1 protein-coding gene is annotated in these 1019 nt (G+C 66.6%); it reads left to right on the forward strand.

The genetic code is table 11. The features are described from left to right. Nucleotides 1-81: 81 nt before the first annotated feature. Nucleotides 82-1019: phage tail length tape measure family protein (locus AB0D01_RS39770; protein ID WP_363064309.1), on the forward strand; the 938-nt coding region annotated here is incomplete at its 3' end.

The raw sequence follows: 1019 nt of genomic DNA on the forward strand, positions 1-1019 counted from the left end.
GCGGGAGCGCATTACCGACGTCAACGCTGCGTATGCCGGCGGTAATTCGATGACCACCTTGCTGAAGGATCTGAAATAACAATGGCCTCCTCGCGCAACCTCGAACTGGCGATGCGTATCGCCCTGGACATCGAGCAGGTGCGCCAGGCGCTGCCAGTGGTCCAGAAGGGGCTCGCCTCGGTCAAGGGCGCCGGCCAGGATGCCGGCGCCGGCCTGGGCGACGTCACGAAAGAGGCGAAGAAGGCCGCTGATGCCTTGGACAGGGCCGCGCGCAGCAGTGCCGCCTCGGGCAGCCAAATGGAGGATGCTGGCCAGAAGGCGGCCGCCGGCGCGGCGGGCATGGCCACGGCAGGAGAATCGGCTAAGGCCATGTCGGCGGATGTGGCCACCGCCGCAGATCGCGTCCGAACGTCCGGCGCAGCGGTACAGAAGACAGTGGCCGATGAGATTCGCCTGATCTCCGAGCTCGATGCACGTCTGGAGCGCGGCGCGGCGAGCATGTCCGATCTGGCCGACACCGAGGCGATGCTTGATCGGGTGATTGCGCGCGGCCTGATCACCACCGAGGATTACAACAGCGCGCTCAAGGCGCTGGACAAGCAGGAAGCGGGCCTGGCTCGGTCGGAGCAACAGCGTCAGCGTGCTGTTGAGGGCGCCCTGGGGCGCTATGACAGTGCATCAGTAAAGCTGCAGAAGCTCGAGCGGGACGAGCAGGAACTCAAGGCGGCGGTAGATGCCGGCCGCATCAGTCGCGAGCAGTACAACCGCGCCCTGGCGGGCATCAACGTCCAGCGCAACGCGGTCAAGGTTGCCGAAGCGACCAGCCGCAGCCTGGGCGCCGGGGCGATCTCGGCCGGCCAGTACCAGATGGCCATGCGCCAGCTGCCGGCGCAGATCACCGATATCACCACCAGCATCGTCAGCGGCATGCCGATCTGGATGGTGGCCATCCAGCAGGGCGGCCAGCTGAAGGATTCCTTCGGCGGTGTCGTCCTCGCCGCCCGCGCACTTACCAGTGC

The sequence above is a fragment of the Streptomyces sp. NPDC048606 genome (assembly GCF_040650855.1).
Taxonomy (GTDB): Bacteria; Actinomycetota; Actinomycetes; order Streptomycetales; family Streptomycetaceae; genus Streptomyces.